General features: G+C 63.1%; 25 protein-coding genes. 17 read left to right on the forward strand and 8 right to left on the reverse strand.

The window, feature by feature from the left end:
* Positions 1-14 precede the first annotated feature (14 nt).
* Genes rfbB through LOY45_RS25345 form a run of 7 tightly spaced genes read left to right on the forward strand, consistent with a single transcriptional unit; the run spans position 15 to position 7,094 of the window.
* The gene (gene rfbB / locus LOY45_RS25315) at positions 15-1,097 is read left to right on the forward strand and encodes a dTDP-glucose 4,6-dehydratase (RefSeq protein WP_258578542.1); all 1,083 of its coding nucleotides are present in this window, start codon (positions 15-17) and stop codon (positions 1,095-1,097) included.
* Positions 1,094-1,969, forward strand: a complete 876-nt coding sequence (gene rfbA, locus LOY45_RS25320; protein WP_134064848.1) for a glucose-1-phosphate thymidylyltransferase RfbA — start codon at positions 1,094-1,096, stop codon at positions 1,967-1,969. Before rfbB ends, rfbA begins: the two co-directional genes overlap by 4 nt.
* On the forward strand, positions 1,966-2,511 hold the full coding sequence (gene rfbC / locus LOY45_RS25325; RefSeq protein ID WP_258578543.1) for a dTDP-4-dehydrorhamnose 3,5-epimerase: 546 nt from the start codon (positions 1,966-1,968) through the stop codon (positions 2,509-2,511). Before rfbA ends, rfbC begins: the two co-directional genes overlap by 4 nt.
* The gene (rfbD, locus tag LOY45_RS25330; protein ID WP_258578544.1) at positions 2,508-3,383 is read left to right on the forward strand and encodes a dTDP-4-dehydrorhamnose reductase; all 876 of its coding nucleotides are present in this window, start codon (positions 2,508-2,510) and stop codon (positions 3,381-3,383) included. Before rfbC ends, rfbD begins: the two co-directional genes overlap by 4 nt.
* A 35-nt stretch (positions 3,384-3,418) precedes the next feature.
* Positions 3,419-5,233, forward strand: a complete 1,815-nt coding sequence (locus LOY45_RS25335) for a sensor histidine kinase (protein ID WP_115084857.1) — start codon at positions 3,419-3,421, stop codon at positions 5,231-5,233.
* On the forward strand, positions 5,230-6,642 hold the full coding sequence (locus LOY45_RS25340; RefSeq protein WP_258578545.1) for a sigma-54-dependent transcriptional regulator: 1,413 nt from the start codon (positions 5,230-5,232) through the stop codon (positions 6,640-6,642). The genes LOY45_RS25335 and LOY45_RS25340 overlap by 4 nt, the downstream gene beginning before the upstream one ends.
* The gene (locus tag LOY45_RS25345; RefSeq protein WP_115084855.1) at positions 6,639-7,094 is read left to right on the forward strand and encodes a YiiD C-terminal domain-containing protein; all 456 of its coding nucleotides are present in this window, start codon (positions 6,639-6,641) and stop codon (positions 7,092-7,094) included. Before LOY45_RS25340 ends, LOY45_RS25345 begins: the two co-directional genes overlap by 4 nt.
* Here LOY45_RS25345 and cysQ read toward each other — a convergent pair.
* Positions 7,083-7,910: a 3'(2'),5'-bisphosphate nucleotidase CysQ gene (gene cysQ, locus LOY45_RS25350; protein WP_134064856.1), complete on the reverse strand. Its 828-nt coding sequence runs from the start codon at positions 7,908-7,910 to the stop codon at positions 7,083-7,085. The two genes, LOY45_RS25345 and cysQ, sit on opposite strands and share 12 nt — an antisense overlap.
* On the reverse strand, positions 7,907-8,473 hold the full coding sequence (gene nudE, locus LOY45_RS25355) for an ADP compounds hydrolase NudE (protein WP_115084853.1): 567 nt from the start codon (positions 8,471-8,473) through the stop codon (positions 7,907-7,909). The genes cysQ and nudE overlap by 4 nt, the downstream gene beginning before the upstream one ends.
* Positions 8,474-8,552: 79 nt before the next feature.
* Between nudE and yrfG the strand changes: the two genes are divergently transcribed.
* Complete coding sequence (gene yrfG / locus LOY45_RS25360) at positions 8,553-9,215, forward strand: GMP/IMP nucleotidase (RefSeq protein ID WP_115084852.1); 663 nt, start codon at positions 8,553-8,555, stop codon at positions 9,213-9,215.
* Here yrfG and lysM read toward each other — a convergent pair whose 3' ends face one another.
* A complete protein-coding gene (lysM, locus tag LOY45_RS25365; protein WP_115084851.1) occupies positions 9,216-9,656 on the reverse strand; it encodes a peptidoglycan-binding protein LysM in 441 nt (146 codons plus the stop codon). It abuts the gene before it with no gap.
* 84 nt (positions 9,657-9,740) lie between these two features.
* Here lysM and LOY45_RS25370 point away from each other — a divergent pair, with 84 nt between their 5' ends.
* The 6 genes from LOY45_RS25370 to LOY45_RS25395 all read left to right on the forward strand — a co-directional run bounded on the left by LOY45_RS25370 (position 9,741) and on the right by LOY45_RS25395 (position 16,464).
* The gene (locus LOY45_RS25370) at positions 9,741-10,628 is read left to right on the forward strand and encodes a LysR family transcriptional regulator (protein WP_134064858.1); all 888 of its coding nucleotides are present in this window, start codon (positions 9,741-9,743) and stop codon (positions 10,626-10,628) included.
* A gap of 95 nt (positions 10,629-10,723) precedes the next feature.
* On the forward strand, positions 10,724-11,563 hold the full coding sequence (gene fdhD / locus LOY45_RS25375; RefSeq protein ID WP_115084849.1) for a formate dehydrogenase accessory sulfurtransferase FdhD: 840 nt from the start codon (positions 10,724-10,726) through the stop codon (positions 11,561-11,563).
* On the forward strand, positions 11,560-13,896 hold the full coding sequence (locus LOY45_RS25380) for an FdhF/YdeP family oxidoreductase (RefSeq protein WP_115084848.1): 2,337 nt from the start codon (positions 11,560-11,562) through the stop codon (positions 13,894-13,896). Before fdhD ends, LOY45_RS25380 begins: the two co-directional genes overlap by 4 nt.
* Before the next feature lie 210 nt (positions 13,897-14,106).
* Entirely contained in the window at positions 14,107-14,586 is a 480-nt protein-coding gene (locus LOY45_RS25385) for a glycine zipper domain-containing protein (RefSeq protein ID WP_176470452.1), read from the forward strand.
* A 287-nt stretch (positions 14,587-14,873) separates the two neighbouring features.
* Positions 14,874-15,686, forward strand: a complete 813-nt coding sequence (locus LOY45_RS25390; RefSeq protein ID WP_115084847.1) for a CheR family methyltransferase — start codon at positions 14,874-14,876, stop codon at positions 15,684-15,686.
* Between the two features lie 121 nt (positions 15,687-15,807).
* Positions 15,808-16,464, forward strand: a complete 657-nt coding sequence (locus LOY45_RS25395) for a response regulator (protein WP_026001197.1) — start codon at positions 15,808-15,810, stop codon at positions 16,462-16,464.
* 6 nt (positions 16,465-16,470) lie between these two features.
* Here LOY45_RS25395 and LOY45_RS25400 read toward each other — a convergent pair whose 3' ends face one another.
* The 3 genes from LOY45_RS25400 to hslO form a co-directional block, all read right to left on the reverse strand.
* Positions 16,471-16,899 carry an acyl-CoA thioesterase gene (locus tag LOY45_RS25400; RefSeq protein WP_115084846.1) on the reverse strand — a complete coding sequence of 143 codons (429 nt, stop codon included), beginning with the start codon at positions 16,897-16,899 and terminating at the stop codon, positions 16,471-16,473.
* A gap of 166 nt (positions 16,900-17,065) precedes the next feature.
* On the reverse strand, positions 17,066-18,607 hold the full coding sequence (locus LOY45_RS25405; RefSeq protein WP_115084845.1) for a phosphoenolpyruvate carboxykinase: 1,542 nt from the start codon (positions 18,605-18,607) through the stop codon (positions 17,066-17,068).
* A gap of 179 nt (positions 18,608-18,786) precedes the next feature.
* Positions 18,787-19,689 (reverse strand): Hsp33 family molecular chaperone HslO, encoded by a 903-nt coding sequence (gene hslO, locus LOY45_RS25410; protein WP_115084844.1) that lies wholly within the window; start codon positions 19,687-19,689, stop codon positions 18,787-18,789.
* A 105-nt stretch (positions 19,690-19,794) separates the two neighbouring features.
* Between hslO and LOY45_RS25415 the strand changes: the two genes are divergently transcribed.
* The gene (locus LOY45_RS25415) at positions 19,795-20,598 is read left to right on the forward strand and encodes a phosphatase PAP2 family protein (protein WP_134064862.1); all 804 of its coding nucleotides are present in this window, start codon (positions 19,795-19,797) and stop codon (positions 20,596-20,598) included.
* Here LOY45_RS25415 and LOY45_RS25420 read toward each other — a convergent pair.
* Positions 20,595-20,996, reverse strand: a complete 402-nt coding sequence (locus LOY45_RS25420) for an RNA-binding S4 domain-containing protein (protein ID WP_115084842.1) — start codon at positions 20,994-20,996, stop codon at positions 20,595-20,597. The genes LOY45_RS25415 and LOY45_RS25420 overlap by 4 nt on opposite strands.
* 143 nt (positions 20,997-21,139) lie before the next feature.
* On the opposite strand from LOY45_RS25420, the gene rimB reads away from it, so the two are divergent.
* Together rimB and rimK are read left to right on the forward strand one after the other, a co-directional pair.
* A complete protein-coding gene (rimB, locus tag LOY45_RS25425) occupies positions 21,140-21,622 on the forward strand; it encodes a retropepsin-like aspartic endopeptidase RimB (RefSeq protein WP_038998194.1) in 483 nt (160 codons plus the stop codon).
* The gene (gene rimK / locus LOY45_RS25430) at positions 21,619-22,524 is read left to right on the forward strand and encodes a 30S ribosomal protein S6--L-glutamate ligase (RefSeq protein WP_010221234.1); all 906 of its coding nucleotides are present in this window, start codon (positions 21,619-21,621) and stop codon (positions 22,522-22,524) included. Before rimB ends, rimK begins: the two co-directional genes overlap by 4 nt.
* On the opposite strand, the gene LOY45_RS25435 is transcribed toward rimK, so the two are convergent.
* Positions 22,521-23,834, reverse strand: a complete 1,314-nt coding sequence (locus tag LOY45_RS25435; RefSeq protein ID WP_115084841.1) for an ATP-binding protein — start codon at positions 23,832-23,834, stop codon at positions 22,521-22,523. The genes rimK and LOY45_RS25435 overlap by 4 nt on opposite strands.
* Between the last annotated feature and the right edge of the window lie 98 nt (positions 23,835-23,932).

Genomic DNA, 23,932 nt, shown 5'->3' on the forward strand with positions numbered 1-23,932 from the left:
AAAGGCCATTCGACATGCGCATTCTCATTACCGGCGGTGCCGGCTTCATCGGCTCGGCCCTGGTCCGTCACCTGATCCGGAACACCGAACATGAAGTGCTCAACCTGGACAAGTTGACATACGCCGGCAATCTGGAATCGCTGGTCAGCATTGCCACGGATACGCGTTACGAGTTCGTCCAGGCCGACATCGCCGACCAGGCTACCGTCGGCGCTGTGCTGCAACGCTTCGAGCCCCAGGTGATCATGCACCTGGCTGCCGAGTCCCATGTCGACCGTTCGATCGATGGCCCGGCACAGTTCATTCACACCAATATTGTCGGCACTTATGCCTTGCTGGAGGCGACCCGCGCCTACTGGTCCGGCTTGCCAACCATTGAACGGGCGGCCTTTCGCTTCCATCACATTTCCACCGATGAGGTATATGGCGACCTGCACGGCGTCGATGACCTGTTCAGCGAAACCACCCCGTACGCACCCAGCTCGCCCTACTCCGCGAGCAAGGCTGCGTCCGACCATCTGGTCCGTGCCTGGCATCGCACCTACGGCCTGCCGGTACTGCTGACCAACTGCTCCAACAATTACGGTCCCTTCCACTTCCCGGAAAAACTGATACCGCTGGTGATTCTCAACGCCCTCGCCGGCAAGCCGCTGCCTGTGTATGGCAACGGCTTGCAGGTGCGTGACTGGCTGTTCGTCGAGGACCATGCCCGCGCGCTTGTCAAAGTCGCGACTGAAGGCAAGGTCGGCGAGACTTACAACATCGGCGGTCACAACGAGCAGAAGAACATCGACGTGGTCCAGGGTATCTGCGCACTGCTCGAAGAACTGGCGCCACAACATCCGGCTGGCGTTGCCCGCTACGCCGACCTGATAACGTTCGTGCAGGATCGTCCTGGCCATGATCAGCGTTATGCGATCGACGCCAGCAAGATCGAGCGTGAGCTGGGCTGGGTTCCCGAAGAGACCTTCGAGACCGGGCTGCGCAAGACGGTGCAGTGGTACCTGGAGAATCTGGAGTGGTGCCAGCACGTTCAAGATGGCAGCTATCAAGGCCAACGCCTGGGCGCCAGTGATTTCAAGGATCTTATTGCATGACCAAAGGTATTGTCCTGGCAGGCGGCTCCGGCACTCGCCTGCACCCCATTACCCTCGGGGTATCCAAACAGCTGCTGCCCATCTACGACAAGCCGATGATCTATTACCCGATCTCGGTGCTGATGCTCGCCGGAATTCGCGACATCCTGTTGATCTCCACACCTCAGGACCTGCCCCAGTATCGCCAGCTGTTCGGCGACGGCAGCCAGTTCGGCATCCGACTTTCCTATGCCGAGCAGCCCTCGCCCGATGGCCTGGCACAAGCCTTCCTGATTGGCGAGGAGTTCATCGGCGATGATTCGGTGTGCCTGATCCTGGGCGACAACATCTTTCACGGCCAGGGTTTCAGCGAACAGTTGCTGCGGGCAATCGACCGCGCCTCGGGGGCCACAGTCTTCGGCTACTGGGTCAAGGATCCGGAACGTTTCGGGGTGGTCGATTTCGATGACCAGGGCCGCGCCTTGTCGATTGAAGAAAAGCCGAGCAACCCCAGGTCCAACTACGCGGTCACCGGCTTGTACTTCTATGACAACGACGTGATCGAAATTGCCAAGGGTGTCAAACCGTCTGCCCGCGGCGAGCTGGAAATCACTGATGTCACCAACGCCTACCTCAAGCGTGGCGACCTGCGCGTGGAGCGTTTTGGCCGCGGCTTCGCCTGGCTCGATACCGGCACCCACGATAGCCTGCTGGAAGCGTCGCAGTATGTGCAGACCATCGAGCACCGGCAGGGCCTGAAAGTGGCTTGCCTGGAGGAGATCGCCTATCAGAAGCAATGGATCAATCGCGACCGCCTGCTCGAGCGTGCCCAGGCGCTTGGCAAGACCGGCTATGGTCGGTACCTCTACTCTCTGGCCGAAGAACAGCCATGAACGTGATTCCTACCCGCTTGCCAGGCGTACTGATCATTGAACCCAAGGTTTTTGGCGATAGCCGTGGTTTTTTCTACGAGAGCTTCAATGCCCGAAGCTTCCAGGAACTGACCGGGACTACCAGCCAGTTCGTGCAAGACAATCATTCCTGCTCGCAGAAGGGCGTGTTACGCGGCCTGCACTATCAACTGGAGAACGTCCAGGGGAAGTTGGTCAGAGTGACCCGCGGTGAAGTGCTGGATGTCGCGGTCGATATCCGCCGAAGCTCGCCTACCTTCGGCCAATGGGTATCTACCCGACTGTCCGCCGACAATCACCGCCAACTCTGGGTCCCCGAAGGCTTCGCTCACGGTTTTGTCGTGCTCAGCGACACCGCCGAGTTCCTCTACAAGACCACCGATTACTACAATCCAGCGGCGGAACGTTGCATCCGCTGGGATGACCCGGACCTGGCGATTGACTGGCAACTGAACGAGGCGCCGCAGTTATCGGCCAAGGATCAGAACGGCAGCCGCCTGAAGGATGCAGAGCTGTTGCCATGACCTCACGTGCGCCGAACATCCTCATCAGCGGCCAGCACGGCCAGGTTTCCCTGGAGCTGCAACAGCGCCTGGGCGATCTGGCCCAGCTGCATGTGCTGGGTCGTGACCAGCTCGACCTCGCCAAGCCGGAAGGCATTCGTGAGCGGGTGCAGTCGCTCAAGCCCGACCTGATCATCAACGCCGCGGCCCATACCGCCGTCGATCAGGCCGAAAGCGAGCCGGAGCTGGCCTTCGCGATCAATGCCCGGGCCCCCGGCGTCTTTGCCGAGGAAGCCGCGAAGCTGGGGATCCCGCTGATCCACTACTCCACCGACTACGTGTTCGACGGCAGCAAGTCCAGCCCCTACACCGAAGACGACGAGCCCAATCCGCTCGGCGTCTACGGGCGCAGCAAGCTGGCCGGCGAGCAGGCGATTACTGCAGTGGGTGGCCAGCATCTGATCCTGCGTACCAGCTGGGTGTATTCGCGCCACGGGCGCAACTTTCTGCTGACCATGCAGCGCCTGCTGCAGGAAAAGCCAGAGTTGCGCATCGTTGCCGACCAGATCGGCGCGCCGACCTGGGCCGGTACCATCGCCCAGAGCACCCGTGCCCTGATCGAACGCTGGCAGGCTGGCCAGGCCGGTGCCTGGGGCACCTATCACCTGACCGCCCAGGGTGAAACCTCCTGGTTCGGCTTTGCCCAGGCCATTGGTGAGCAACTCAAGGCCCGGGGCCTGCCTTGTGCCGAGCTGTTGCCAATCCCCTCCAGCGACTACCCGACCCCGGCCCACCGCCCGCTGAACTCGCGCCTCGATTGCAGCCGCCTGCAACGCCAGTGGCAGGTCAGCCAGCCGCATTGGCAGCAGGCGCTGATCGACTGCCTGAAGTAGCGCATAATGCGCCAGATCATTCTGGCGCAGTTGCGATGAACATAACTCCACCCGTACCCCGCCGCCCTCGCTGGCGCAGCCTGGCCATACTTGCAGTGTGCCTGGCGCCATTGCTGTGGCCACTGCAACACCTCGCCGAGCGCTACTACCAGGACGAGCTGGCCGGGCAGAACCGCCAGACCCTCGATCTCTATGTGGCCAACCTGCTCGGCACCCTGCACCGCTACGAAACCCTGCCGCAGATCCTCGGCGACCTGCCAGCCTTGCGCGCCGTGCTGGCCGACCCGCTGCGCCTGGAAACCCTGACCAACGCCAACCGCTTGCTCAAGGACATCGCCACCCAGACCGGCGCCGAAGTCATGTACCTGATGGACGCCAACGGCAACACCCTGGCCGCCTCCAACTGGGATAAACACGACAGTTTCGTTGGCCGCAACTTCGCCTTCCGTCCCTACTTCAGTGAAGCCATCGCCGGGCGCCTGGGGCGCTTCTTCGGCCAGGGCACCACCTCGGCCAAGCGTGGCTACTTCTTTGCCGCTGCCGTGCGTGACCGCGACCGGGTTATTGGCGCGCTGGTGGTCAAGGTCGACCTCGACCATACCGAAACCCTCTGGGGCAAGACCCCCGAGCAACTGTTGCTGACTGACCACAACGGCGTGGTGATCCTCACTTCGCGCCCCGACTGGCGTTTCCGCGCCACCCGGCCCCTGAGCGACGCCGAACGCGAAGCCATCGTCGCCATCCAGCCCTACCCGACCCAGTCGCCCAAGCCGTTGAACCTTGAGCCCAAAGCCTGGCTGACCCAGACCCAGACCATCGAGGAGACCGGCTGGCAGGTCAGCATTCTGGCCCCGCGTACCCTGATCGACCGCTCGGTGCGTACTGTGGTGGCGATCGGTGGCGCTACCTTGCTGGTAGTGATGCTACTGCTCGGCTTGATCATGCAGCGGCGCCGCCACTACATGGACCGCATCGACTTTGAAGCCCACGGCCGCCAGGAGCTGGAAAAACGCGTGATCGAGCGCACCGCCGACCTTGAAGGCCTCAACAGCCGCCTGAAGAACGAAGTACTGGAACGCGAACAGGCCCAGCAGGAACTGGTGCGCGCCCAGGACGAACTGGTGCAGGCTGGCAAGCTGTCGGTGTTAGGCACCATGTCGGCAAGCATCAGCCACGAGCTCAACCAGCCGCTGGCGGCGATCCGCAGCTATGCCGAGAACGCCGAGATCCTGCTCGATCACCAACGCACCGACGATGCCCGCAGCAACCTCAAGCTGATCAGCGAGCTGACCGGGCGCATGGCGTCGATCATCGCCCACCTGCGCGCCTTCGCCCGCCGCGACCGCCACGCCCCGGAGAGCGTTGCCCTGCAGCCGGCACTGGACGATGCCCTGGCGCTACTGGCCAAGCGCCGGCGGGCGATGGCCGTGGAGCTGGTGCGCGACCTGCCGGAAGCCACTTTGTGGGTCCAGGCCGGTGAAACCCGCCTGCGCCAGGTGCTCGGCAACCTGCTGGCCAACGCCCTCGACGCCCTGACCGAAAAAGCCAACCCACGCAAACTCTGGCTCAGTGCCGAACAGCGTGATGGCAACGTCTACCTGTACATACGCGACAACGGGCCGGGCTTTACCAGCCAGGCCCTGGCCCGCGCCCGCGAGCCGTTCTTCACCACCAAGACGCGCACCCAGGGCCTTGGCCTGGGCCTGGCGATCTGCGATACCTTGATGCGTGCACTGGGCGGCGAGCTGCTGCTGGGCAACCACCCTGAAGGCGGCGCCCTGCTCACCCTGCAGCTGCGCATCGCCAAGCCCGGCGCCACATTACCCACTTCAGAGGACCCATCGGCATGACGACCGAGCCGCTCATCGACAGCCGCACGCAGGTAATCCTGGTCGACGACGACCCGCACCTGCGCCAGGCGCTGAGCCAGACCCTCGACCTCGCCGGCCTGAAAATCCTGCCCCTGAGCGATGCCCAGGGCCTGGCCGGGCGCATCGAGCGAGACTGGCCCGGGGTGGTGGTCAGCGATATCCGCATGCCCGGGATCGACGGTCTTGAGCTGCTGCAGCAGTTGCACGCCCAGGACCCGGAACTGCCGGTGCTGCTGATCACCGGCCATGGTGACGTGCCCCTGGCGGTGCAGGCGATGCGCGCCGGGGCCTATGATTTTCTGGAAAAGCCCTTCGCCAGCGATGCCCTGCTCGACAGTGTGCGCCGTGCCCTGGCCCTGCGTCGCCTGGTGCTGGACAACCGCAGCCTGCGCCTGGCCCTGAGCGATCGCCAGGAGCTGAGCACGCGCCTGGTCGGCCACTCGGCACCGATGCTGCGACTGCGCGAGCAGATCGGCGCATTGGCCGGCACCCGCGCTGACGTGCTGATCCTCGGCGAAACCGGTGCCGGCAAAGAGGTGGTGGCTCGCGCCCTGCACGACCTGTCGAGCCGTCGTGACGGCCCGTTCGTGGCGATCAACGCCGGCGCCCTGGCCGAGTCGGTGGTCGAAAGCGAGCTGTTTGGCCACGAACCCGGTGCATTCACCGGTGCGCAGAAGCGCCGCATCGGCAAGTTCGAATTCGCCAATGGCGGCACACTGTTCCTCGATGAAATCGAAAGCATGAGCCTGGATGTACAGGTCAAGCTGCTGCGCCTGCTGCAGGAGCGGGTGGTCGAGCGCCTGGGCGGCAACCAGCTGATCCCGCTGGATATCCGCATCATCGCCGCGACCAAGGAGGACCTGCGCCAGGCCGCTGACCAGGGGCGCTTTCGCGCCGACCTGTATTACCGCCTGAACGTCGCGCCGTTGCGCATCCCGCCGCTGCGCGAGCGCGGCGAAGACATCCTCGTACTGTTCCAGCACTTCGCCGATGCCGCCAGCGAACGCCATGGCCTGCCGATGCATCCGCTGCAACCGGCGCAACGGGCACTGCTGCTACGCCATGAATGGCCGGGCAACGTACGCGAGCTGCAGAACGCCGCCGAACGCTTCGCCCTCGGCCTGGAACTGGCCCTGGACGGTGATGTACCGCCCACGGCCGACGAGGCCGTGGCAAGCATCGGTAGCGGTAACCTCAGCGAACAGGTCGAGCAGTTCGAACGCTCGCTGATCGCCGCCGAACTGGCGCGCTCGCACAGCTCGTTGCGCAGCCTGGCCGAAGCCCTCGGCATCCCGCGCAAAACCCTGCACGACAAGCTGCGCAAACACGGCCTGAGCTTCGCCGACAGCAACCACAACAGCGATGACCTGGAGGACAACCGTTCATGAGCACGGATAGCCACTACCTCGAATCGTTACTGCACAGCGACATCCCGCTGACCCGGCAGATGGGCCTGCAGGTACTCGACTGGCAGCAGCATTGCCTGCGCCTGCAATTACCGCTGGAGGCCAACGTCAACCACAAGAGCACCATGTTCGGCGGCAGCCTGTACTGCGCTGCAGTGCTGGTCGGTTGGGGCTGGTTGCACCTGAGGTTGCGTGAAGCGGGGATTGATGACGGGCATATCGTCATCCAGGAAGGCCAGATCAGCTATCCGTTACCGGTCACCGGCGCGGCCATCGCCACCTGCGCGGCACCGGAAGAGAAAGTCTGGGAGCGTTTCATTGCCACCTATCAACGCCGTGGCCGAGCGCGTCTGAACCTGCACACCCAGGTCAGTAATGCCGGCAGCAGCGAGGCTGCCGTGCAGTTCAGCGGCCAGTACGTGCTACACCGCTAAGGCTTGCTGCAACAGCTTGTCGCGCCATGGCGCGGCAGCCGGCAAGGCCAGGAAAAACGGGTTGAGCAAGGATTCGCGCGGCGGGTAGACGAAGGCCTGGCCATCAAGGCCGAGCACTTCACCGCCGGCGCCTTCCAGCACGCCCTGGGCTGCAGCGGTATCCCACTGCGAAGTGGGTGCCAGGCGCGGGTAACAATCCGCCGCGCCCTCGGCCAGCAGGCAGAACTTCAGCGAGCTGCCGATGTTGGCCAGTTCCAGCTCACCCACTGCCTGGCTCAGCCCGGCCAGCAAGGCTTCCTGTTGCGGGCTGGAATGTCGGCGGCTGGCGACCACGGTAAAGCGCTCACCTGCAGGAGGCGCAGTGCGCACGCTGATGGCCTTGGCCACCCCACCCGCTTCGGCGAGCCATGCACCAAGGCCTTTGCCGCCGAAATAGCAGCGGCCATTGGTGGGAATCGCCACCACGCCAAACACCACCTGACCCTGCTCGACCAGGGCGATGTTGACGGTAAATTCTTCAGTGCCGGCGATAAATTCCTTGGTGCCATCCAGCGGATCGACCAACCACCAGCGCTGCCAGCCTTGCCGTTCGCTCAAGGGGATATCGCAGTCTTCTTCCGATAGCACCGGGATCTCCGGGGCCAGCGCGCGCAAACCTTCGGCAATCACCTCATGGGCCGCCAGGTCGGCGGCGGTGACCGGCGACTCATCGGCCTTGGCCGTCACCGCCACATCGGCGCGCCAGAACGGCAGGATGGCCTTGCCCGCCTGGCGAGCCAGTTCCACCACCTGCTGCATCAGGGCAATGTTGTTCATAGCGGGAACACCCCACGCTGGCTCAGCAGGTCTCGCACCAGGTACAACGCCGCCAAGGCCCGGCCTTCGGAGAACTGTGGATGCTGGGCCAGGGCCGAAAGCTCGCGCAGGTTGATCTTGTCCACGCGCATCGGCTCCGGTTCGTCGCCTTCCAGGCGCTCCTCGTAGAGGTCGCTGGCCAGTACCACCTGGATCTTCTGGCTCATGTAGCCTGGCGACAGCGACAGCTCGGTCAGGTGCTCCAGCTGACGGGCGCCGAAACCTGCTTCTTCCTTGAGTTCCCGGTCAGCCGCCGCCAGCACGTCTTCACCCGGCTCGATCAGGCCCTTGGGCAGCGACAGTTCATACTCGTCGGTGCCGCCGCAGTATTCTTCAACCAGCACCGCATGCTCGGCATCGAGCATCGCCACGATCATCACCGCGCCATAACCGTTGCCGCGCCCGACCAGGCGTTCGTAGGTGCGCTCGGCGCCGTTGGCAAAGCGCAATTGCACGGCTTCGACGCGGAACAAGCGGCTGCTGGCGACGATCTCGCGAGAGAGGACGGTGGGTTTCTGGCGCATGGGGCGGCTCCTTGGCGTGAACGGGTTACTATACCGTGGCTTGCCCGGCCGCTGCCTCCTGACTGCTCGAGAATTTCATATGCCCGTTTTAGCCTGGTCCACCATCGATACCGTCCTGCTGGACATGGACGGCACCCTGCTCGACCTGCACTTCGACAACCATTTCTGGCTCGAGCAACTGCCACAGCGCTACGCCGATCTGCACGGCATCAGCCGGGCCATGGCCGAGCTCGAGTTGCAGCCGCTGTTCGAGCAGCACGCAGGTTCGCTGAACTGGTACTGCCTGGACTTCTGGAGCCGCGAGCTGAACCTTTCGGTGCGCGAGCTGAAGCTGGAAACCGCCCACCTGATTGCCTTGCGCCCGGATGCCGACACTTTCCTGCAAGCGATCAAACAGGCCGGCAAGCGGGTGATCCTGATCACCAACGCCCATCGCGACTCGCTGTCGTTGAAGCTGGAACGGGTGGAGCTGGCGCCGTATTTCGAGCGCCTGATCAGCTCCCACGACTACGGCTACCCCAAGGAGAACCCGCAGTTCTGGAGCGCCCTGCAGGCCGATATCGGCTTCAGCCCGCAACGCAGCCTGTTTATCGACGACACCCTGTCGATCCTGCGCAGCGCCCGCGACTTCGGCGTGACGCACCTGCTTGCGGTGCGCCAGCCGGACAGCCGCAAAGGGCCACGGGATACCGAAGAATTCGCCGCGGTAGAGGACTACCGGGCGTTGCTCGAAGGGTTGTGATTACTCGGGGATGCGCAGGGTCTGGCCCGGGTAGATCTTGTCCGGGTGGCTGAGCAGCGGCTTGTTGGCTTCGAAAATCTTGTTGTACTGGTTGGCATTGCCGTACACGGCCAGCGAAATGGCGCTGAGGGTGTCGCCCTTCTTCACCACGACAAAACGGGCCGCAGCAACAACCGGACCGGTGACAGTGATCTGATCATCCACCGACGCAACACCGGCAATGTTGCCGACCGCCAGGAGGATCTTCTCTTTCTCTTCCTGGCTGCTGACTTCGCCAGTCAGGATCACCTTGTCGCCTTCGACTGTGGCCTGAACGTTCGGATTACCCAGGCCGACCTTCGCCACGTGCTCCTTCAACTGCTCGCTGGCATTGGCATTACCCGGGGTCAACAGGTCGATAAGTTTCTCGCCTGCTTCTTTGACGAAACTGAAAATGCTCATACCGCTCTCCTTGGTGATGAATCTCGGAGCCTGGAGTCTAGGACAGGTTAGAATGCTTCGCCTGCTTTGCGCCGTGGAGCGACGATGGACATCAAACAACTCAAATTCCTCATCGCCCTGGATGAAACCCGCCACTTCGGCCAGGCCGCCGCCCGCTGCCACGTCACCCAGCCGACCCTGTCGATGCGCCTGCGCAACCTGGAGCAGGAGCTGGACCTGGCCTTGGTCAACCGTGGCCAGCGCTTCGAGGGTTTTACCGCCCAGGGCGAACGGGTACTGGCCTGGGCCCGCTCAGTGATCGCCGCCTACGACGGCCTGAATGCCGAAGCGGCCGCCTGCCGTGGTCATCTGGTCGGCACCTTGCGCCTGGGCGTGGTGCCACTGTCGAGCTTCGATCCGCTGCCGCTGCTGCGGCGCATGCACCAGCAGCACCCGGAACTGCGCTTCGAACTCAGCGCCCTGAGCTCCGAGCAGATCCTCGAACAGCTGACCAGCAACCAGCTGGACCTGGGCGTGTCGTACCTCGATCGTCTCGACCATGAACGCTTCCAGTCGCTGCCGCTGGGCGAGACGCGCATGGGGCTTTTATATGATCCAGATCATTTTCGCTTCGAGGCCCAGCCCCTAAGCTGGCAACAGCTGACCGAACTGCCGCTGGGGCTGCTCACCGCCGGCATGCATTTTCGCCAGTCGATTGACCACAATTTCCACAGCCGCGGCCTGACACCACAGTTGTTGCTGCAGACCGATGCCGTCCATCAGTTGGCCCAGGCCGTCAGCGGCGGGCTATGCTGCGCCATCATGCCGTTGGCGGCAGGCCTGGAAGTGCTCACCGAACGGCTGCGCCTGCAACCGATCGAACAGGCCTGCACCCTGGCGCCACTGGGCCTGATCATGCGCCGCACGGCGCCACGCTCGGCCCTGGCCGAGGTGTGCCTGGCGGAATATCAAGCGCTGCAAGGCGAGGCTTGATCGACGCCGTCTATCAAAGCATCAGCATTAGCGATTAGACGATACCCGAGCGCAAGCCTAGGCTTAAAGCTGAACAGCCGCCGGTACCTCTGCTGATGAGCACTAAACCCCCGGCCTGTGCGGCGTCCACCCCGCTTGTGACTGCGCCCGCGGCCAGCAACACCTACGACTACTGCCACCTTACCGACGACAGCCAGGCGCACACCGCACTGGCCGAAGAAGTCGCCCTGGCGATCGCCTATAACGGCATCAGCCAGGCGGTGATGCTGGTCAGCCCCACTGACCTGGAAGACTTTATCGTCGGTTTCAGCATCGGCAGCGGCATCATTGCCTCGGCCAACGAGATCTACGACGTCAAGTTCACCAGCAAGGGTTCGGCCGTGCATGCCGACGTCGAGATCGCCAACCGCGCCTTCTGGAACCTCAAGACCCAGCGCCGGCAACTGGCCGGTACCAGCGGCTGTGGCCTGTGCGGTGTAGAAGCGGTGGAGCAGGCACTGCCCGACCTTGCCGTGCTGCCCGGCGCGCCGCTGCCGCCAGCGCGCTGGCTTGAAGGCCTGCGCCAGCGCATGGATGCTTTCCAGCCCCTGGGCCAGCATTGCGGCGCGGTGCATGCGGCGCTGTTCATGAACAATCAGGGCGAGATCCTGCTGGGCCGTGAAGATATCGGCCGGCACAACGCCCTCGACAAGTTGATCGGTGCCCTGGTGCGCCAGCACATCAGCCTCGACGGTGGCTTGGCTATCGTTACCAGCCGCTGCAGCCTGGAACTGATCCAGAAGGTTTTGCGCGCCGGCATCCAGACCCTGGTCAGCCTGTCCTCACCCACCGGCCTGGCCCTGCAGTGGGCGCGGCGGCACAACCTCAATCTTATTCACCTGCCCAAACACAGCGCGCCACGGGTGTTCAGCCCCGTGCGGGAGAACAGAACGTGAGCCTGCATCACCAAGCCGATCAGAAGCCCGTGCCTCGCTACAAACCCTACAGCGGTGCCGCTGGCGGCTGGGGCGCGCTGCGCAGCGTGGCCCAGGCCTGGATCGGCAGCGACAACGCCCTGAAGAACATCCGCGCACTGCTCAAGACCAACCAGAACGGCGGTTTCGACTGTCCGGGCTGCGCCTGGGGCGACTCGCCGGAAAGCGGCATGGTCAAGTTCTGCGAGAACGGCGCCAAGGCGGTGAACTGGGAGGCGACCAAGCGCCGGGTGGATGCCGCGTTCTTCACCCGCCACAGCGTCACATCGTTGCTGGCCCAGAGCGACTACTGGCTCGAATACCAGGGCCGGCTGACCGAGCCGATGGTCTACGACGCCAATACCGACCGCTACAAACCGATCGACTGGGACGGTGCCTTCGCCCTCATCGCCGAGCACCTGCACCAGCTCGAAAGCCCGGACCAGGCCGAGTTCTACACCTCCGGCCGGGCCAGCAATGAAGCGGCGTACCTGTACCAGCTGTTCGTGCGTGCCTATGGCACCAACAACTTTCCGGACTGCTCGAACATGTGCCACGAGGCCAGTGGCGTGGCCCTTGGGCAGAGTGTCGGGGTTGGCAAGGGCACGGTAACTTTCGACGACTTCGAGCATGCCGACGCGATCTTCGTCTGGGGCCAGAACCCCGGCACCAACCATCCGCGCATGCTCGAGCCGCTGCGTGAAGCGGTCAAGCGCGGCGCCCAGGTGGTATGCGTCAACCCGCTCAAGGAGCGCGGCCTGGAACGTTTCCAGCATCCGCAGCACCCGCTGGAGATGCTCACCAACGGCGACCGCCCGACCAACACCGCCTACTTCCGCCCGGCCCTGGGTGGCGACATGGCGGTACTGCGCGGAATGGCCAAGTTCCTCTTGCAGTGGGAGCGTGAAGCCCAGGCCAGCAATGCCCCGGCGATCTTCGATCATGACTTCCTCAACCAGCATACCCAGGACGTACTGGCTTACCTGGCAGCCGTCGATGCCACCTCATGGGAGCAGATCACCGCGCAATCAGGCCTGACCCTGGCCGAGATCGAGCACGCCGCACGCATGTACTGCAAGGCGAAAAAGGTCATCATGTGCTGGGCCATGGGTATCACCCAGCATCGCCATTCGGTCGCGACCATCCAGGAAATCGCCAACCTGATGCTGCTGCGCGGCAACCTCGGCGTCCCCGGCGCCGGCCTGTGCCCGGTGCGTGGCCACAGCAACGTGCAGGGCGACCGCACCATGGGCATCAACGAGCGGCCACCGGTGGCCCTGCTCGACGCCCTGGAGCGCCGCTTCGGCTTCAAGGTGCCACGGCACAATGGCCACAACACGGTCGAGGCGATCCGTGCCATGGCCGACGGCCAGGCCAAGGTGTTCATCGCCCTGGGTGGTAATTTCGCCCAGGCCACGCCGGACACCGAACGCACCGCCCAGGCCCTGCGCAACTGCGAGCTGACCGTGCAGATCAGTACCAAGCTCAACCGCAGCCACCTGCTGCATGGCAAGCAGGCGCTGATTCTGCCGTGCCTGGGGCGCACCGATATCGACCTGCAGGGCGAAGGCCCGCAAGCAGTGACGGTGGAAGATTCGTTCAGCATGGTCCACGCCTCCAATGGCCAGCTGCAACCGCTGTCACGGCAAATGCGCTCGGAGCCTGCGGTAATCGCCGGGATTGCCAATGCCACCCTCGGCGCCAAGCCGGTGGACTGGAACTGGCTGATCGCCGACTACGCGCGGATCCGCGACCTGATCGACCAGACCATCCCCGGCTTTGACAAATTCAACCAGCGTCTGGAGCATCCAGGCGGCTTCTACCTGGGCAATAGCGCCGGCCAACGTCAATGGAAAACCGCCAGCGGCCGGGCCAACTTCAAGGCCAATGCCCTGCCGGACGACCTGCTGCACGAGCGCGTGCGCGCCAGCGGCCAGGTGCCGGACCTGATCATGCAGTCGATGCGCTCCCACGATCAGTACAACACCACCATCTACGGCCTGGATGATCGCTACCGTGGGGTCAAGGGCCAGCGCAACGTGCTGTTCGCCAATGAAGCCGACATCCTCCGCCTGGGTTTCCACCCCGGTGACAAGGCCGATATCGTCTCGTTGTGGAGTGATGGCCGCGAACGGCGGGTCAAGGGCTTCACCCTGCTGGCCTTTGATATCCCGGCCGGCCAGGCGGCCGCCTACTACCCGGAAGTGAACCCGCTGGTGCCACTGGAAAGCGTTGGCGACGGCAGCCACACGCCAACCTCGAAGTTCGTTGCGATCCAGCTGCAGCCTGCTAGCGACAACGCCCGGATCCTCTGACAGAATCGGCGGCAGACAGGCACAAAAAAGGCCCTGACATCACTGTCGGGGCCTCGTTCCAAGTAAACTCAGACAAGCGAAAAACGATAAAGTTTCACAGTGAAAACAGTAACTTAGAAAATTGTGTACAACTCGTGTTACTCGTCGGATTTCGTTTGCCAGCCCCCCTCTCCAGCCTCAGGATCGCCTCGTCATCCCTATGAGGCTTTCTTGATGAAGTACTCCTCGATTCTGTTGTTGTCTCTCGGCCTGCTCAGCGGCGTTGCCTCGGCAGGTGGCACCACCGAAGCCGGTATTGGCGGCGCATTGGGTGGGGTACTCGGCTCAGTGGTCGGTCAATCCATCGGCGGCAGCACTGGCGGTGCAATCGGTGCCGGCCTGGGCGGCGCGGCCGGCAGTGCGGTTGGTGCCGACAAGCGCCAGCGTGGTGAAGCCGCAATCGGTGGTGCCCTGGGCGCAGCCGGCGGTAACGTGGTCGGCCGCAGCATGGGCGGTACCACTGGCAGCTACATCGGTGCGGCCGCAGGTGGTGGCGCCGGTGGCGCACTGGGTAACTACATGGGCAACAAGGCCGATGAAGACGACCGCGATGACCGCCGCTACCGCCGCGGCTACGATGACCGTCGTTATTACGACCGTGGCCACCACTACGGCCACCGCAAGCACAAAAAGCACTGGCGTCACCGCTAAGCCCTTTCGGGCTTAAGCCAAACTCCTAGACCCTGCCCTCACGGGCAGGGATCGCTACAATACCCCGCGCGTTACCGATCAAGCCCTGCAGGCCAATCCTCCAGCCACTCCAGGCAGGTTCTACATTCCCTCCTCCTTGCTACTCACCCGCGACCTAGGGGCAACCCCGATTCTGGCGAATATAGCCAGTAGCTATCATCGGCCGTTCCCAATCAGCCAATGGACGCAGGGAATGCGCATCTATCACGCAAAGACGGCCCGATTGCCCATTGCACGAGGGGAGTGAGATGCCTGCCAGCAGCCGCCCTCCGTTGCTGAGCGAAGCCCAGTTCCTGCGCTTTCGCACCCTGGTCAGCCAGCGCACTGGCGTGTTCCTCGCCGCCGACCGCCGGGCCGCCGTGGCTGCGCGCCTGGGAAAGCGCCTGCGGCATCTGCAACTGAGCGCCTTCGAGCAGTACCTGCAGTTGATCGAACAGCCTGATCAGCAGCAGGAACAGCAGCGGGTGCTAGACCTGTTGATCGCCCGCGACAGCTACTTCTTCCGCGAACATCGCCATTTCGAATTCCTCGCCCAGTGGCTGCGCGACATACCGCGGCCGCTAAGGCTCTGGAGCGCGGCCTGCGCCTCTGGCGAAGAAGCCTACAGCTTGGCCATGGTGGCCAGCGAACACGCCGCAAACGATGACTGGAGCGTTCTGGCCAGCGACGTCAGCCCCAACCTGCTACAGCAGGCAGCCGAAGGCATCTACGAGGTTACCCAGGCCCGTTATTTTCCTGAAGGCTGGTTGCAACGTTACTGCCTGTGTGGCGTCGGCGAGATGGCCGGGCGCATGCGCATGGCTGCGTCCTTGCGGGAGCGCTTGACGTTTCGCCAGATCAACCTGATCCAGCCTCTGGCTGGCGACCTGGGGCTGTTCGATGTGATTTTTCTGCGCAATCTGCTGGCCTATTTCAGTCAGGATGAGAAGCAGCGCGTGGTTCATCGCCTGCTGGCCTGCCTGCGCCCGGGCGGCCTGCTGCTGATCGGGCATAGCGAGAGCATCCACGGGCTTGACCTGCCCTTGCGGCCGATCCTGCCCTCGGTGTTCGAACGCCTATGATGGCCTGCGCTGCCGGGACCTGCGGCAGGCCCCCGATACTGATCGCGCCACCACGCGGCAGCGCTCATCCGGACCGAGCAAACCTGCCGCCCCTCTTCTTTTGCGAAACAGGCTCGAACCCATGCTTTGCCGAATACTACTTGCCGATGACTCGCCGCTCTTTCGAGCGGGCCTGCGAGCGCTGCTCGAACAAAAAAAACAATACGCCGTAGTCGGTGACGCAGGCGATGGCATGACCGCTGTCGCCCTGGCCGAGAAACTCAAGCCCGACATCATCCTGCTGGACATGACCGCCGACACCCTCGACAGCGAGCAGATTCTGCGCGAGCTGTTCCTGCGCGTGCCGTCCAGCCACGTGCTGATGCTTTCGTCGCGCTCGGAGCTGGACTTCGTCATGCGCTGCCTGCAATTGGGTGCCCATGGTTTCCTGCTCAAGAGCGCCACCGTACTGGAGCTGGAGCAGGCCTTGCAGGCCCTGAAGAACGGCGGCCAGTACCTGTCCTCAGCGGTGCTGCCGATGGTCATTGGCCAGGCGGTGAAACACAGCCGCAAGCGCCCCAGCGGCAGCACCACGATGCAGCTCACCGCACGCCAGCTGGAAATCCTGCGGCTGATCGCCCGCGGTGAATCGACCCGCTCGATTGCCGACGGCCTCGGCCTGAGCGTGAAGACCATCGAGGCGCATCGCTCGCAAATCATGCACCGCCTGCAGATTCACGACGTACCGGGCCTGGTGCTGTTCGCCGTACGCGAAGGGATCATCCGCCTCAACGATTGAGTGGCCTCAGCCTTGCAAGCGCTCCAGCGCCGCCAGCAGCGTGGCCGGTAACTGCGCCGGCCGGCCTGAGCTGCGCTCGACGAACACCTGTACCACTTTGCCGGCCGCGCAGGGTTGCCCGTCCTCGACCCGAAACAACGCCAACTGGTACTCCACCGAACTGCCTGCCAGGCGCGCCACCCGCAGGCCGACCTCAAGGGTGTCGGGGAAGGCCGGCAAGGCGAAGAAGTCCGCCGCCGAGCTGACCACGAAGCCGGCGACCTCGCCTTCCTGCAGGTCCAGCCCGGCCTGTTGCAGCAGGTACGCCTGGATCGCCGTGTCGAAGTAGGCGTAAACCGTGGCACCGGCGATATGGCCATTGAGGTCGCTGTCCTGCCAGCGGCTGAGGATCGGGTGCAGGTGGGGATAGGCTTGGCGCTGAGGGAGTTCGGACATGGTGGGCCTGAGTATTGGATGGCTCATAACTGTAGGAGCGGGCTTGCCCCGCGATCAAGCACCAATTGATCATCATTCGGGCAAGCCCCCTCCCACAAGAGATTCGTTGGACCGGAAAGCAAAAAACCGCCCATGAGGGCGGTTTTTTGTTTACGCGGGCTTCAGCTTACAGCTGTGGGCCAGCAGCCTTGATGGCGTCGGAAACTTCGAACTTCTTGAAGTTTTCGATGAACAGGCCAGCCAGGGCTTTTGCAGCTTCATCGTAAGCAGCCTTGTCAGCCCAGGTGTTGCGTGGGTTGAGCAGGTTGGTTTCAACGCCCGGCACGGCCAGCGGCACGTCGACGTTGATGATGTCCAGGTGTTCGGTTTCGGTGCCGATCAGGGCGCCGCTCTGGATCGCTGCGATCACCGCGCGGGTGGTCGGAATGTTGAAGCGCTTGCCAACGCCGTAGCCACCGCCGGTCCAGCCGGTGTTGACCAGGTAGACCTTGGAGCCGAAGCCGCGGATACGCTTGATCAGCAGTTCAGCGTACTCGCCAGCCGGACGCGGGAAGAACGGTGCGCCGAAGCAGGTGGAGAAGGTCGACTTGATGCCGCTGCCCGAACCCATTTCGGTCGAGCCCACCAGTGCGGTGTAGCCGGACAGGAAGTGATAGGCCGCTTGTTCTTCGTTGAGGATCGACACTGGCGGCAGCACGCCGGTCAGGTCGCAGGTCAGGAAGATGACCGCGTTAGGCTCGCCACCGAGGTTTTTCTCGGAACGCTTGGCAACGTGCTCCAGCGGGTAGGCGGCGCGGCTGTTCTGAGTCAGGCTGACATCGGCGTAGTCGGCGTGCTTGGCGTCGTCGATGACGACGTTCTCCAGTACCGCGCCGTGCTTGATGGCTTTCCAGATGACCGGCTCGTTCTTCTCGGACAGGTCGATGCACTTGGCGTAGCAGCCGCCTTCGATGTTGAAGACAACGCCTTCGCCCCAACCGTGCTCGTCGTCGCCGATCAGGTAACGGCTTTCGTCAGCCGACAGGGTGGTCTTGCCGGTACCCGACAGACCGAAGAACAGGGTCACGTCGCCCTCTTCGCCGATGTTGGCGGCGCAGTGCATTGGCAGCACGTCGGCAGCCGGCAGCAGGAAGTTCTGCACCGAGAACATGGCTTTCTTCATTTCACCGGCGTAACGCATACCGGCGATCAGCACTTTCTTCTGGGCGAAGTTGAGGATCACGCAACCATCGGAGTTGGTGCCGTCACGCTCAGGCACGCACTCGAAGTTGGCAACGTTGAGTACTTGCCACTCATCACGGCCAGCAGGGTTGTACTGCTGCGGGTTGATGAACAGGCAACGGCCGAACAGGTTCTGCCAGGCGGTCTGGGTGGTCATCTTGACCGGCAGGTAGTGATCGGCGGCTGCACCTACGTGAACGTAGGAAACGAAGTGTTCCTGGGCGTTGTTGAACGCCTCGACGCGGTCCCACAGGGCATCGAACTTGTCGGCCGGGAACTTGCGGTTGATCGGGCCCCAGGCGATGGCGTCCTGAGTGGACGGCTCTTCGACGATGAAACGATCCACTGGCGAACGACCGGTGCGGTGACCGGTTTTCACGACCAGCGCGCCAGTGTCGGCCAGCTCGCCTTCACCGCGGTTCAGCGCTTCTTTGACCAGCTCATCGACGCTCAGGTCGGTGTAGACGGTGTTGTTGGCTTGCGTCATGAGATTCCCCATCCGGCCTGCGGCCGAGTGCTCCAAACGTTTTGTAGTAGATCTTTCCAAACTACTACAGCGAAAAAAGTGGCCGGATTATGCCAGAAACGCCCAAAAAAAGTAGGGCCCTCCTGTCAGAACGGCGTGTTTCCGGCGTTAGACAGGAGATTTACCTGTGATGAAACGTTTTAGTGACGAGTATCTGACGGCGTGTCTACACCGCCACCGGCGAACAATTGCTCGATATCGGCGGCATCGAATTGATAGCGCTGATTGCAGAACTGGCAATCGACTTCGATCTTGCCGCCATGTTCGTTAATCAGCTCCAGCGCGTCATGTTTGCCAAGGCTGACCAATGCATTACCGGAGCGCTCACGCGAGCAGCTGCAGCGGAAATGCAGCGGCTGGACATCGAACAGGCGCACGGCATCCTCGTGATACAGGCGATGCAGCACGGTTTCGTTGTCCAGACCCAGCAGTTCCTCGGCTTTCACCGTATTGGCCAGCGCTTTCACATGGTTCCAGCTTTCCTCACGCTCCTCGATGTCCTTCTGGCGGTCGGCAGGCAGCTGCTGCACCAGCAGGCCACGGGCTCGAATCCCGTCGGCGGCCAGCGAGATGCAGGTGTTGATCTGCTGGGACATGACGAAATAGTTGGTGAAACACTCCGACAGGTCTTTGCCGTCCAGCTCCACCGTGCCCTGGTAGCGCTGACCGTTGACCGGAATGATGGTCAGGACCAGATGCCCGCCAGGCATCAGGTCGGCAAGGGTTGCATCATCCTCGATCTGCTCGGCCGCATAGCGTGCCAGGCCGCGAATTTCGTGCTCGCTGGTGCACTCGATGGCCAGCAGGGGCACCGGCCCGCTCGACTGTGCCTGAAGGATCAGCAGACCATCGAACTTCAGCGTACCCACCAGCAGCGCGGCAGCCGCCATCAGCTCGCCGAGCAGTTGGGCGACAGGCTGCGGGTAAGGATGCTTGGCCAGCACTTCGGCGTAGCTGCGCTCCAGCCCGACCATTTCACCGCGCACATCGCGGTCGTCGAAGATGAAGCGTTGTGTGTAGTCGGTATCTGGCAAATCGGACATGGGTTCTGGCTTTCTGAATGATGACAAAATAATTTCAAGGGCCTATAAAGCCCGACCTAGAGCACCAGAATGGTGCACTCGTGGTTCGCAGCAAAGAGGTAGTTTATGGACAATTCTTCACTGTTCCAAGCAAGGTGGGCTTGGGGTCCTTTGATTCTCTGCACGGTTTTGCCCGTTGCCCTACTGTGTTTCTGGTTATGGCCCTTTGGCCAGATCCTCTGCCTGACTTTCGACGAATGGCTGTTTCACCTGCTCAATCGGCCACTTGCCGACAATAGCACCTGGCGTTACATCTGGACCGTTGGCAGCCTGCGTCCGTTCGATATCGTCGTCGGCCTGATCCTGCTCAGCCTGCTGGTCCGCGGCGACTGGGTGTTCAAGGCGGGCCAGGTGCGCCAGGCCTTCTTTGGTTTCTTCGCCACCCTGGTCTTGCTGCTGGTGATCCGCGCGTTGTTCTCGAAATGGATGAACGCCATGGGCTGGCAGCACAACAGCCCGTCGATGGTGTTCAGCGACGCCATCCACCTGAGCGACTTCTACCCGCATCTGGAAGCCAGATGGGAGCTCAAGGACCGCTCCAGCCAGAGCTTCCCCGGTGACCATGCCTCGGTGCTGCTGATCTGGGCGATGTTCATGAGCCTGTTCAGCCGCAAGCTGCTGCAGCAAATACTGGTCTGGGCCCTGGCGCTGCTGTTCATGTTGCCACGCCTGGTAGCCGGCGCGCACTGGGGCCAGGACGACTACATCGGCGGCGTGCTGATGGCAGTGCTGGCCCTGGGCTGGAGCTGCTATACCCCATTTGCCGCCAAAGCCAGCGCCACCCTGATGCGCCTGAGCGCGCCATTGTTCGAGTGGCTGGTGCGGCTGCCGCTGCTCGGGCGCCTGCACGTGATCAACCCGCGCGCTTAACCTGCGCTGTCATGCAACTGATGCAGCTGGCGCCGCTGTTTCTTGGTGGGCCGGCCATCAGTGCTGACACCCAGAGCGCCGGCCTTGCGCAGGGCAGCGGCTTGTTCGCGGCGAGCAATGCTCTGCTCGGTCTCTTCATACAGCGCCTGAGCTTCCGGCGCGCCACGACGCACCACCGACAACGCCTTGACCACTACCGTACGCTCGTCAAAGCCGGTGCGCAGCACGAACTCATCGCCCATCCGCGGCTCTTTGCCCGGCTTGCACCGTTCGCCCCGGCAATGCACCTTGCCGCTTTCAATGGCCGCCTTGGCCAGCGCCCGGGTCTTGTAGAAACGCGCTGCCCATAGCCATTTGTCCAGGCGGACCTTGTCATCCTCTTCCTGCTTTTGTGCCATGACATTTCCCCACTTATTTTCGTAAAGGGAACTGTACTACCGTATCTGGCGGATGCAAAAAACACGCGGCGTGCTTACAGTTCACCGACCTGTCGCTCACATCCGTTTTGGTGCCTGACGACTTATTACGCTGGTTGAGCATTTTGAAGACATTTGACCATTTGACCGTGATCGGCCTGCGCGAGTGGGTGGCCCTGCCGGACCTCGGCCTGGCCGGCCTGCGGGCCAAGATCGACACCGGCGCCAGCACCTCGAGCCTGCACGCCACCGAAGTCGAACCCTTCGAGCGCGATGGCGAGCAGTGGGTGCGTTTCAACGCCCACCTGGGCTCGGTGGTACAACTGCGCCACCGGCGCTGCGAAGCGCCGCTGGTGACGATGAAGACCATCAAGAGCTCCAACGGCCAGGCCCAGACCCGCTACGTGATCCGCACGCCGTTGGCGCTGGGTGACCGGGTGTGGGAAGTGGAATTCACCCTGGCTTGCCGCAAGGCCATGCGCTATCGCCTGTTGCTCGGTTCCAAAGCCCTGATCCATGGCCAGTTGGTGGTCAATCCGGGGCTCAAGTACGTTCAGGACAAGCCGGCATTCCCGGCCACTATCACTCCCTCCACAGGTGTTGCATGAAGATCGCCGTGCTGTCGCGAAACCCGCGTCTGTATTCCACTCGTCGCCTGGTCGAAGCCGGTACCGAACGAGGCCATGAGGTGGTTGTGATAGACACCCTGCGCGCCTATATGAACATCGCCAGCCACAAGCCGCAGATTCACTACCGCGGCAAGCCGCTGGAAAACTTCGACGCGGTGATCCCACGGATCGGCGCTTCGGTGACCTTCTACGGCTGCGCAGTGCTGCGCCAGTTCGAAATGATGGGGGTGTTCCCGCTCAACGAATCGGTGGCCATTGCCCGCTCGCGGGACAAGCTGCGTTCGCTGCAGCTATTGTCGCGTCGGGGGATCGGACTGCCGGTCACTGGCTTTGCCCACTCGCCGGACGATATCCCCGACCTGATCCAGATGGTCAACGGCGCCCCGCTGGTGATCAAGGTACTCGAAGGCACCCAGGGCATCGGCGTCGTGCTGTGCGAAACCACCAAGGCCGCCGAGTCGGTGATCGAAGCCTTCATGGGGCTGAAGCAGAACATCATGGTCCAGGAATACATCAAGGAAGCCGGAGGCGCCGACATCCGCTGCTTCGTGGTCGGTGACAAGGTCATCGCCTCGATGAAGCGCCAGGCCAAGCCTGGTGAGTTTCGCTCCAACCTGCACCGCGGCGGCAGCGCCAGCCTGATCAAGATCACCCCGGAAGAGCGCATGACCGCCATCCGCGCGGCCAAGGTCATGGGCCTGAGCGTGGCCGGGGTGGATATCCTGCGTTCCAATCACGGTCCGCTGGTGATGGAGGTGAACTCCTCACCAGGCCTGGAAGGCATTGAAGTCACCACCGGCAAGAACGTTGCCGGGATGATCATCGAACACCTGGAGAAGAATGGCGGGCCGAACCTGACCCGCACCAAAGGCAAAGGCTAGACCGCGTCGCGGGGCAGCATCAGCCCTAACGGCAACCGCACCCGCGCCTCCAGGCCGCCGCCTGAACGGTTGCGCAACTGCACGTTGCCGCCGTGCTGGGCGGCGATCCGCTTGACGATCGCCAGGCCCAGCCCGGTGCCCTTGCCGCTGCGGGCACGGTCACCGCGAATGAACGGGTTGAAGATACCCTCCAGCTCGCCCGGGTCGATCCCGGCACCACGGTCCAGCACGCTCAGCACCACGTAAGGCGCACCACTCTCACCCGATACATAGGCCGCCACTTCCACACCCTTGCCGGCGTGATACAAGGCGTTGCCGATCAGGTTGTTGAGCAGGCGCTTTAGCGACACCCGGCGCAGCGGGAACGGCGGGATCGGCTCCAGGCACAGGCGTACCTGTTCTTCCGGCTGGTTGAACGGCGCCACCACTTCACGCACCAGCTCACTGAAATCGACCTCTTCGACCGGCTCGTCGCGGCCATCGCGAATGAACGCCAGGAACTGGTCGAGAATTGCGTCCATGTCTTCGATATCGCGGACCATGTCGTCGGTCAGGTCGCTTTCGTTGGCCAGCAACGACAACGACAGACGCAAGCGCGTCAGCGGTGTGCGCAGGTCATGGGAAACCCCGGCCAGCATCAACTCGCGCTCGCGGCCGGCCTGTTCGACATCCTCGGCCATCTGGTTGAACGCGCGGTATACCTCGGTCATTTCGCTCGGCGTGTCGCTGATCGGCAGCCGTACGCTGCGCCCCTGGCCCAGCTGCCGGGCAGCGAACACCAGGCGCTTGAGCGGCTGGTTGAGCTGGCGCACGAAGATCCACGCCGACGCGGTGGACAACAAGCCGATGGCCAGGAACCAGCCCAACACGCTCCAGATCTTCTGCCCACGCAGCGGGTGCGGATACAGCGGCACCTTCAGCCAGCCATCGCCCAGGCTCGGAGCCCGTACCCACAAGGCCGGTGGTGCATGCACGCGCAGGCGAACTTCGGTATCGGCGCCCAGCTCGGCCTGCATCTGGCGCTGGTAGATCTCGCTGTACGGCCAGTGCTGTTCACCCTCGGGAACGCCGGAGCCAACCACGCGAATCAGCCCCGCCGCCTCGGCGATCTTGTCGCGGTCAGACTCGTCGGCAGCCCAGTAGGCGCGCAGGGTCAAGGCCACGCCGTGGCTGTACTGCCGATCAACCAGCACGTCCTCGTTCATCAGCAGGTACACCAGGGTCAGGGCCTTGGAGAACAGCACGACGATCAGCACCAGCCAGAGGGTGCGGGCGAAGAAGCTTTGCGGGAACCACAGGGGCGTTTTCATCGACAACGGCTACACACTATGCGGGAACGAGCGGGGCTCGCAGGCTTTGCAAAGCGCTGCACAGGCAAAAACAGGGCAACCCCGAAGGTCTGCCCTGC

The sequence above is a fragment of the Pseudomonas wadenswilerensis genome, from assembly GCF_024749185.1.
Taxonomy (GTDB): Bacteria; Pseudomonadota; Gammaproteobacteria; order Pseudomonadales; family Pseudomonadaceae; genus Aquipseudomonas; species Aquipseudomonas wadenswilerensis.